The 10,538-nt window shown below is 58.9% G+C and carries 5 protein-coding genes and 2 pseudogenes; 4 read left to right on the forward strand and 3 right to left on the reverse strand.

What is annotated here, in order from left to right:
- Nucleotides 1-242 precede the first annotated feature (242 nt).
- Entirely contained in the window at nucleotides 243-1,550 is a 1,308-nt protein-coding gene (locus DQG13_RS19160) for a glycoside hydrolase family 27 protein (protein WP_113021400.1), read from the reverse strand.
- Nucleotides 1,551-1,657: 107 nt separating this feature from the next.
- The gene (locus DQG13_RS19165) at nucleotides 1,658-2,539 is read right to left on the reverse strand and encodes an AraC family transcriptional regulator (RefSeq protein ID WP_181592843.1); all 882 of its coding nucleotides are present in this window, start codon (nucleotides 2,537-2,539) and stop codon (nucleotides 1,658-1,660) included.
- A gap of 526 nt (nucleotides 2,540-3,065) precedes the next feature.
- Here DQG13_RS19165 and DQG13_RS19170 point away from each other — a divergent pair.
- Complete coding sequence (locus DQG13_RS19170) at nucleotides 3,066-4,028, forward strand: carbohydrate kinase family protein (RefSeq protein WP_113021408.1); 963 nt, start codon at nucleotides 3,066-3,068, stop codon at nucleotides 4,026-4,028.
- 65 nt (nucleotides 4,029-4,093) lie between these two features.
- On the opposite strand, the gene DQG13_RS19175 is transcribed toward DQG13_RS19170, so the two are convergent.
- The gene (locus tag DQG13_RS19175) at nucleotides 4,094-5,014 is read right to left on the reverse strand and encodes an AraC family transcriptional regulator (protein WP_113021402.1); all 921 of its coding nucleotides are present in this window, start codon (nucleotides 5,012-5,014) and stop codon (nucleotides 4,094-4,096) included.
- A gap of 128 nt (nucleotides 5,015-5,142) precedes the next feature.
- Between DQG13_RS19175 and DQG13_RS31530 the strand changes: the two are divergent.
- The 3 genes and pseudogenes from DQG13_RS31530 to thrC form a co-directional block, all read left to right on the forward strand.
- Nucleotides 5,143-7,209 (forward strand): annotated as a pseudogene (locus DQG13_RS31530) (beta-galactosidase); the annotation flags it as partial.
- Between the two features lie 48 nt (nucleotides 7,210-7,257).
- Nucleotides 7,258-8,610 (forward strand): annotated as a pseudogene (locus DQG13_RS31535) (FAD-dependent oxidoreductase); the annotation flags it as partial.
- A 162-nt stretch (nucleotides 8,611-8,772) separates the two neighbouring features.
- Nucleotides 8,773-10,170 (forward strand): threonine synthase, encoded by a 1,398-nt coding sequence (gene thrC / locus DQG13_RS19185; RefSeq protein ID WP_113021403.1) that lies wholly within the window; start codon nucleotides 8,773-8,775, stop codon nucleotides 10,168-10,170.
- The last annotated feature ends 368 nt before the right edge of the window (nucleotides 10,171-10,538 follow it).

Genomic DNA, 10,538 nt, shown 5'->3' on the forward strand with positions numbered 1-10,538 from the left:
GGGCGGCTTTTCCCTTACCCCAACGAACGCGGCTGCCGTCAGCCCAAACTAAGCTTCACCAGCCGCCAGCTTGCTCCGTCCGCCATACTAAACTTAGCCGGTCACCAACCGGTCACCAGTTTGCTCCGTCCGCCACACTAAGCTCGCCAGCCACCAGTTTGCTCCGTCCGCGCACTAAGCTCGCGTCAGCCACCAGTTGCTCCGTCCGCCACACTAAGCTTCCCCAGCCACCGGTCCTGCCATCAGCCCTCCGGCTCCAGCTTCACCAGCCTGCTGCTGTGGGGCGGCAGCATAAACCGGAGCACGCTCACCTGCCCCAGGCTGCGCCGCTCCCACAGGTCCCGGACCTCCCGGGCTCCCGCCAGGCCCAGCTCAGCTAGCTCCGCGCTCACCTCCGCGGGTTCATCCCCGAGATTGAAGAAAGCTGCGTAGATGCCTCCATCGGGAGCTCGCGCCACCCACACGGCCCGGTCCTCCCGCCGGTAAAGGGGCCTGGCGTCCCGGCCGTCCCGGTGGACCGCCAGCACCTCTTCATTGGTCAGCAGGGACAAGGTCCACGCGTCATTGTCCCGCAGCTCCCCGCCGAACATCAGCGGCGAGCGGAAAATACTCCACAGCGTCATCATCGTGCGCTGCTCCTCCCGGGTAAACCGGGTCTGGCGGTCGCTTGCTCCGCCGTCTACGGAGCGCAGGCCGATATGGCCCAGGGGGAGCATATCGCAATCCGGCCAGGAGCCGCCGCCCACGAAAGGGTACCACTGCTCGCAGCGACCGAACATGTCCTTCAGGAGCGGCCACAAATCCCAGAAGTCGTCGGTCATCCGCCACATATTGGCATTGGTTGTAAGCAAGCCGCCGTACTCCAGAGGCGCGGCTCCCGGCGATAGGCTCAGCACCATGGGACGCCCGCAGCGGTCAATGGCCGTGCGGATCATCTCGATTTCCCGGTGATGGATGTGATAAAGCCGGGAGGCGGCAATGTCGTCCACCTTCACAAAATCCACTTCCCATTCCGCATAGAGCCGGAACAGGGAATCATAATAGGCTTGGGCGCCCTCTGCCGCGGGATTGATCCCGTACATATCCGAATTCCATGGGCAGATATTGTTGGAGGCAATCTCCCGGGCCCGGCGGTCTGTGCCCAGCACAGGGGTATTGGCATGCACAGCCTGACGGGGAATGCCTCTCATAATGTGGATGCCGAATTTGAGACCCATGCCGTGGATGCTGTCCGCCAGCGGCTTGAAGCCTTTGCCTCCGGCCGAGGAAGGAAACCGGTTGGCTGCGGGAATCAGCCGGGAATACCCGTCCATTTCCAACGGGACAAAGGGGCGGTAAGCGGAGGAATGAGCTCCCGGCTCATACCATTGAATGTCCACCACCACATACTCCCAACCGAAGGGCTTCAGATGCTCCGCCATGTAGCGGGCATTCCCCAGCACCTCCTCCTCTGTCACGCTCGCCCCATAACAGTCCCAGCTGTTCCAGCCCATAGGCGGGGTTGCCGCATATTGCTTATGCGCCGCTTTATATACACCTGCTTCGGACATGTAACCCATCTCCCTTGTTTTCAAGTAATCAGCCTTCTACAGGTATCATAGGAAATGTTCAGCGCAAAAGCTACGACAATTAATTGCCCCCGATTGTAAAATATTGCTCAATCAAAGGTAATCCGCTCCATGCCCACCATGCTCCGGTGCAGGCGGAATTCGCCTGGGGTAAAGCCCACCCATTTTTGAAACACCTTGATGAAATAGCTGCTGCCCGCATATCCCACCTCCTTGGCCACCTCATCCACGCTGAGACCGGTTTCCCGCAAAAGAGCAACAGCCTGCCTCATCCGCACCTTGGTGAGAAACTCCAGCGGGGTTACCCCGGTATGGCGCTTGAACAGCCGGATAAAATGGTATTTGGACAGCCCTGCCATTTCGGCCAGCTGATCTACACCTGCGATGCGGGAGGCGTTCAGCTCCATTTCCCTTGCTGCCGTCGCCACACTCTCCGGCCAGGTCTCCCGCCGGGTGCCGCTTCCCGAAGCAAAACGGAGGAGTTCCATCATGAAGCGGTAAACACAAGCGGAGGCGGTGTAGCCGTCCCTGATCTGGTTGCCCAAGCCGGAGCGCACCATATCCTCAAGCACCAGAAGCAGCGGACTGTCCGGCGGAATGGCGCACACGGGGGCGAGCTTCCGGCAAACCTGCTCCCACTGCTTTTCCAAACCCCAGGGCCGGAACAAAATGAAGCAGAATTCCCAGGTGGACCCGGCTTCGGGCAAATAATACCGGTGGGAGCCGGGAATGTTCACGAGAAAAGCCTGGCCGGGTCCCACCGTCCTGACGCTGCCGCCAATATCCAGCTGGCCGGAGCCGGAGACTGTATACTGAAACAGGCAGAGCGGCCCGTCGATGCGGGTCATGCCGTCCCAGCTGTAATCGGGAGAGGCCACCTTGTCATAGCCCAGGGCAAAAAGCTGGAACAACTCCGTCCGGCTGGATGCCTCCCCGAAGCGGAAGCCAACCGTTTGGCAGGGGAGCCGCATGGGCATACCCTCCTTTTTGTTCAAATCTGGCGGATAATGCAGATATATTCCGGCTCTAACCATAAATCAGTGCTTGACCGCGCCTCTGCCGATTTGTCTGTTCATAAGCAGTGTAGCGCAGAACATGCTCCGATTCCTAACGGCGGTGAGAGCCTCTATTTGCTCCAAAACGGGGGGCTGCCAAATCTAACGGAAGCAGGAGCCCTTATTGGGCTAAAAAAGGGCTTGCAGCGGAGTAATCGGTCCAAATAGCGGCTGTTGCCACCGTTAGATTTCCGGAAGCGGTGTTTTTGCAGAAATAAGAGCTCCCACTGCCGTTAGCGTCAGACCATGCATGGTCTAACAGCCATCAGTCCGTGGCGTTAAGCACTGATTTTGGCGTAGAGCCTATTATTCCTTTATTATACCGGTATACCGGCAAACCGGAGTGATTCCGGCGTTTTTTTTCTGGCAAAAATCCTTCGGATGCGTCAAAATGGATGTAATTCTTTTTACGCAATTGCGCATGGACAAGGAGGAAACAAAGATGTTGGATGCAGCAGCAGTAGGCGAGGTGCTTATCGATTTTACTCCCGCGGGAACCAATGAATATGGCTATCAGAGTTTTTCGGCCAATCCCGGGGGAGCCCCTGCCAATGTAATGGCGGCGTTGGCCAAGTGGGGGCGCAAGGCCGGGTTTATCGGGAAGGTGGGAAAGGACACCTTCGGGGAGTTCCTGCAGCAGGTGCTGGAGCAGGCCGGAGTGGATACCCGGGGGCTGGTTCTGTCGGAGCCCTGCCGCACCACCCTGGCGTTTGTCCATTTGCAGGCGGACGGGGACCGCTCCTTCAGCTTTTACCGCAGTCCCGGGGCGGACATGATGCTTACCCCGGAGGAGGTGCGGGAGGAGATTGTCGCCGAGGCCGGACTGCTTCATTTCGGTTCCGTATCCCTGACGGACGAGCCGTCCGCTGCAGCTACTCTCCATGCCATCCGGCTGGCCCGGGGTTTGGGCAAGCTGGTGAGCTTCGATCCCAATCTCCGCCCGGCACTTTGGAAAAGCCTGGATGAGGCCAAGGCGCGCATTCGGGAAGGGTTAGAGCTGGCGCATATTGTCAAGCTTTCGGAGGAGGAGCTGGAATTCCTCACCGGCGAAAAAAACCTGGAGACGGGGACAGAACTGCTCTGCCGGGAGTTCCGGACGCCTCTTATCCTGGTGACCCTAGGCGCGGAGGGCTCCTTCTTCCGTCTGGGCGGTGAATGCCGCCGGGTGCCCGGCCGTCCTGTGCAAGCTGTGGATACCACGGGAGCGGGAGACTGCTATCTGGCCGGATTTCTGCACAAGTTCCTGGAAGCGGGAGGGGCGCTGGAGCAGCTGGACGCCGCCGCAGTCCAGTCCATGGCCGCTTTTGCCAACGCCGCCGGGGCCTTGATCACACTCTCCAAAGGCGCCATCCCGGCCATTCCGCAGCTTACCGACATTGAAGCGTTCCTTGCACAGCACGGCTGAACAGGGAGCCAACGGCGCATCTCCGGCAAGTTAACAGGATGGTCCGCGCCTGCCTCTCCAACCCTTCATTCCTCCCCCTCCGGGCGGTATGAAGGGTTTTTGGCCTGCTCCCCGCTCCGCCGATACTGCCCCGGCGTCATCCCGTAATATTCCCGGAACACCCGGATGTAGTAGTTGGCCTCCCAGCCCAGCCGGGCGGCTGCCTCCCGGACGGAAAGAGAGGGCGTCGCCATAAGCCATTCCAGGGAACGGTGGAGACGCAGCCGTTGAAGATACACATGGGGCGGCATGCCGCAGGCCTGCTTGAAAATGCGCTGGAAATGCTGCACCGAATACCCTACGGCTCTGGCCAGGTTGGACATGTCCAGCTGCTCGGTATAGTGCTGCTCCATCAGGCGCAGGGCTTGGCGCAAAGCCAGCTCGGCGGGAGTAGGGGCGGAAGGGGAGGACATCCTCTTCGGACCCGGATGACCCTGCTTCGATTGCGGCTGGTTTGCCAGAGCCGCTTCCCCCGCCGTCAGCAGCATGGAATAGAGCCGGCCGGAACAACGCCGCCCCGCATCCTCCGCTCCTTGCTGAATGTCCCGCCACATCCCCTCCAGGCTCAGCCGGAGAGTATCTTCGGCTCCCGCCAGAGGAAAGGGGGTGCAGGGGGGCATGCCGCAGCTTTGGGCGATGGCCTCCGCCGCCGGTCCGTCGAAGGACAAGAAGGAGAGCAGCCAGGGGCCGGACCGGGGAGAATATTCATGGGGCATGCCGGCGGGAAGATACAGGGCCCAGCCAGCAGGCAGGCTGAAGCCCGCCGTTTCCGGAAATTCAAAACGGCCGGTTCCCTCGGAGGACCACAGCAGCTGGCCGTAAGGAAAGCCCCCTGGCCGATAAAGATGGGTCTGTTCATGGCGGCCCAGGGACTGCAGCCGCAGGGGCAGGGAATCCGCCGAGCCCGGAGCCAGAAGAAAGGTGAGAATATTGGGAAAACCGCTCATGCAGACAGCCTCTTTTCAAAAAATGTTCATTATGTGCTATAACATTCCTTCATCTCTTCTACGGGTTAAGCTCAAGGAAGGGTTATAATACGAGTATAGTATAATTTCTGAAGGAGTGGTATTCCCCAATGGGCAAGCGCTTTCCCCCTATTAGCGCCAAGCTTCCGGCTTTTATGCACGGAGCCGATTACAACCCGGACCAGTGGCAGCATGATCCCCAGGTTCTGGAGGAAGACATCCGGCTGATGAAGCTGGCGCATTGCAATGTGATGTCCGTTGCCATTTTTGCCTGGAGCGCCCTGGAGCCGGAGGAGGGACGCTTCGACTTCGCCTGGCTGGATCGGGTGCTGGACCGTTTCGCCGAGGAAGGCATCTTCGCCTGGCTGGCTACCCCTACCGGCGCCCGGCCCGCCTGGATGTCAGAGCGGTATCCCGAGGTGCTGCGGGTAGGCGCCAACCGGGTGCGCAATCTTCACGGCGGCCGGCATAACCATTGCTACACATCCCCTGTCTACCGGGAAAAAACCGCCATCATGAACGCCAAGCTGGCGGAGCGCTACGGACATCATCCGGCGGTGGTGGGCTGGCATATTTCCAACGAACTAAGCGGCGATTGCCACTGTCCATATTGCCAGGAGGCGTTCCGGGCGTGGCTCAGGAAAAAATACGGCTCCCTGGATTCTCTGAACATGGCCTGGTGGACCAGCTTCTGGTCCCATACGTATACGGATTGGGCCCAGATAGAATCTCCCGCGCCCCACGGGGAGCGGATGGTCCACGGACTGAATCTGGACTGGAAGCGGTTTGTGACCGACCAGATCATTGATTTTTACCTGCAGGAGCTGAAGCCGCTAAAGGCGGTGAACCCCGGGCTTCCGGCCACCTCCAATCTGATGGGGCTGTTCGAGGGGCTGGATTACCACAAAGTGGCCAAGGTGCTGGATGTGGTCTCCTGGGATTCGTACCCCACCTGGCATCAGCCGCCGGATGAGCTGGCGCAGGCGGTTCATACCTCCTTCAACCATGACCTGTTCCGCAGCTTGAAGCACCAGCCTTTTATGCTGATGGAAAGCACCCCTTCCTTGACCAACTGGCAGGCGGTGAGCAAGCTGAAGAAGCCGGGTATGCACCGTTTGTCTTCGCTTCAGGCGGTGGCCCACGGCTCGGATACGGTTCAATATTTTCAGTGGCGGAAAAGCCGGGGCTCCAGCGAAAAGCTTCACGGCGCGGTTGTGGATCATGTTGGCCATGAGCATACCCGGGTATTCCGGGATGTGGCGGAGCTGGGGGAAACCCTGGAGGGGCTTCATGAGGTGTTGGGCGCCGGTACGGACGCCAAGGTCGCCATTATGTTCGATTGGGACAACCGGTGGGCGGTGAAGGATGCGCAAGGCCCCCGGAATATGGGCATTCACTACGAGGAAACGGTCATTCAGCATTACCGCGCCTTCTGGGAGCTGGGCATTCCTGCGGATGTCATCGGGCCGGAGGATGATCTGTCCGGCTACAGGCTGGTTGTCGCCCCTATGCTGTACCTCTGCACCCAGGCAACCGGCGAGAAGCTGGAGCGCTTCGTCCGCGGTGGAGGAACCCTGGCAGCTACCTACTGGTCGGGAATTGTGGACGAGCATGATCTATGCCATCTGGGCGGGTTTCCCGGTCCTCTGCGCCAGGTTCTCGGCATCTGGGCGGAGGAGATGGATGCCCTCTACGACGGGGAGCAAAACGGCATTGTGGTGGCGGCTTCAGCCGCAGCGGCGCTGCCGGGACTGGCGGCGGAGTACGGCTCCGGCCAGCTGTGCGAACTGGTGCATGCGGAGACGGCGGAGGTGCTGGGGGTCTACCGGGACGACTTTTATGCCGGACGTCCGGCTTTGACCGTCAACCGGCTGGGGCAAGGCCGGGCCTATTACCTGGCCACCCGGGCAGACAATCCCTTCTACCGGGATTATTACCGGGAGCTGGCCCGGGAAGCGGGAGTGGAGCCGTTGTTGCCCGCTTTGCCGGGAGGCGTTACTGTTCAGGCCCGTTCCGGCGAGACAGAGGAGTATCTGTTTGTGATGAATTTCAACAGAGCAGCCTGCGTTGTGAACTTGGATCAGCGGCAGTACCGTGATATGGAGAACGGAGAAATCCTGGCCGGCGGCGAACTGGAGCTTCCCGCATACGGAGTGCGGATTCTGGCGCGGCAGGCGGAGGAAAATCGAAGGGAGAGAGGTTCAATGACCTATGATGTAATCGTAGTGGGAGGCGGCATAGCGGGAGCTGTGGCTGCCATTGCCTCGGCCCGAACCGGAGCCAAGACGCTGCTGGTGGAGCAGTACGGCTTTTTGGGGGGACAGCTCACTGCTGCTGGGGTCGGTCCGATGATGACCTTCCATGCGGGAGAAAAGCTGGCGGTGCAGGGCATTACCGACGAATTGATCCGGCGGATGCAGCAGCGCGGCAAAAGCCCCGGCCATATCTACGACACCACCGGCTATACCTATTCGGTGACACCCTTTGACGCGGAAGGGATGAAGCATGAGCTGGAGATGATGTTTATCGAAAGCGGCGGCGAGCTTCTGTACCATACCATGCTGGCGGGAGTGGAGACAGAAGACGGCCGGATTACGGCCATCCGGGTCTGCAACAAAGCGGGCATCAGCGAGCTGAAGGCCAAGGTATATGTAGACGGAAGCGGCGACGCTGATTTGTCCGCCTGGGCAGGGGTGGAGTTTATCAAGGGCCGCCAACTGGACGGAGCCTGCCAGCCCATGACCATGAATGTAAAGGTCCGCAATGTGGACATGACGAAGGTGAAGGACTATATCAAATCCCACAATGAGGAGTTTCCCCGGCTGAAGGGGGATCTGGACATTGTGGACCGCTCCCCCCGGCTTTCCATCGGCGGCTTTGTGGTTACCTTTAAGGATGCCCTGGATAAGGGGGAGTTGAATTTTGAGCGCAAGGAGCTGCTGGTGTTTGAAACCAACAACCCCGGCGAGGTGATCATCAATTCCACCCGGGTGGTGGGCCGTGACGGCACAGACCCGTGGGATTTGACCTATGCGGAGATTGAGGGCAGGCGGCAGGTGCGGGAGATCGAAGCCTTCCTGAAGAAGCGGATTGCTGGCTTCGAGAATTGCATCGTGGATTATTCCGGTCCGAAGATTGGGGTCCGCAGCTCCCGCCATATTCAAGGGGAGTATGTGCTGACTCTGGAGGATCTGGTCCATTGCGTGAAATTTGACGATGTAATCGCCCATGGCGGCTACCCGGTGGATATTCATCCGCCCAAGGAGGATGAGGCCCATAAGAAGCTGCGGGCGCAGCTTTCCGGCATCGGACATTTCCGCAACGGGGAAACCTACAGCATTCCCTACCGTTCCCTGATCAACCGCCAGGTGAAAAATGTGATCACGGTGGGGCGCTGCATTTCCACCACCTTTGAGGCCCAGGGGGCCATCCGGGTAACGCCCATTGCCGGAGCCATCGGCCATGCAGGCGGGGCGGCGGCGGGATTGGCGGCGAAGCAGGGAGCGGATTTCGCTTCTTTGGATGTGAAAGAACTGCAGACGCTTTTGAAGGAGCAAGGGGCGTATTTGGAGCTGTAAGTTGAATCGGTGCAAGGTTTAGTCCGGCAAAACCCCCTGTTCCCGCCGTCCTGTCCGCCATCCGCGGACAAATGGCGAAATGTATTTGAACGGGCCGTTTCAAAGGTTGTGTAACCGGCGAGTTCTGATATAATAGGGAAAAAACAGCGGGGAGCAACCACCATGCATTTTGTCAGTACAAGAGGAAAAGTGAAGAATGCCGGCTTCATCGAAACCTTTCTGATGGGGCTTGGCGATGACGGCGGCCTGATGGTGCCGGATTCTGTACCGTCCGTAAGCGCGGATACTCTGAAGGCTTGGGAGAAGCTTACTTTTCAGGAGCTGATGCTGGAAATCTTCGGCTTATTCACCAACGGGGAGATTCCCCGGGAGGACCTGAAGACCATCATAAACGACAGCTACGCCACCTTCCGCCACCCGGAGGTCACTCCGGTGAAGAAGCTGGACGATCAGCTTTATGTGCTGGAGCTGTTCCACGGCCCCACCTTTGCGTTTAAGGATATCGCCCTTCAGCTGATGGGCAATCTGTATGCCTATGTGTCCAAAACCCGCGGCGAGATTATCCATATTCTCGGCGCCACCTCGGGAGATACGGGCGCTTCGGCCATTTCCGGGGTCCGTGGCAAGGAGGGCATCCGCATCTGCATCCTCCATCCCCACGGCAAGGTCAGCAAGGTGCAGGAGCTGCAAATGACCACCGTGGACGACAGAAATGTGCTGAACCTGTCCGTGGAAGGCAACTTCGACGATTGCCAGCGGATTATCAAGGAGATGTTCTCCGATCTGGAGCTGAAGGGCAAGTACCATCTGCGGGCTATCAACTCCATTAATTTTGTGCGCATACTGGCCCAGACCGTCTACTACTTCTACGCGTATTTCCGCACCGTTGGGGCGGACTCCGGCAAAACCGTCAGCTTCAGCGTGCCCACCGGCAATTTCGGAGATATCTTCGCCGGCTACCTGGCCAAGAAGATGGGGCTGCCCGTAGGACGGCTGATTGTCGCCACCAATGAAAATAATATTCTGGCCCGTTTTGTCAACGATGGGCTGTACCGGCCGGGAGAGTTCCGCACCACCTACAGTCCCTCCATGGACATTCAGATTGCCAGCAATTTCGAGCGTTACCTGTATTATATGTACAAAGAAAGCCCGGAGACGGTGCGTTTCCTGATGACCGCCTTCCAGAGGGAAGGGGAAATCCGGGTCAGCGGCAAGGATCTGGAGCAGGCTCAGGCGGATTTTGCAGCCTATGGCGTCGGCGGCTCGGAATGCCTGGACACCATCCGCGGCGCTTGGGAGAAGTACGGCTATCTGCTTGACCCCCACACCGCTTGCGGCGTGGCGGCTTATGAGGCCGTGGGCAAGGGCGGCGGCGATGAGGTTTGCGTGGCTCTGGCCACAGCCCATCCGGCCAAGTTCGATGAATCTGTGCGGCTGTGCGGCATTGAGCAGAGCTTCCCGCCGGAGATAGCCGGGCTGTTCGAGAAGCCCCAGCACCAGAAGGTTGTGGAGCATTCCTACGACCGGGTGCTGGAGGAGATTGAGGCATTTTTGAAATAGGCTCCGCCGCTTTCGGGAACGAAATGCAAAAGTGCAGTTATTTCCGTGGGAAAGGCCATTCAGCAAGGCTCATCTTGCAAAAATACATTTATTTTGGCGGATTCAGTCCTTTCGAGGTGGTCTCACCGCTAAATAAATGCACTTTTTGCAGGATAACCTGTCTAACACAGCATATTAGCCGAAAATAACTGCACTATTGCAGGATAACCCGCCGGCTGTCCGCACATACGTCAGCAAACAAGCACATTGCAGCCTCGAAGCACACCAAAACCCGCCGGAGATTCATCTCCAGCGGGTTCTATTTTGTATACGAAAACCCCCAGTTCGACTGGGGGTTCTAAAAAGCTTAAAGCTATGAGTAGTCCATC

The organism is Paenibacillus sp. YN15 (assembly GCF_003285005.1).
GTDB lineage: Bacteria > Bacillota > Bacilli > Paenibacillales > NBRC-103111 > Paenibacillus_AR.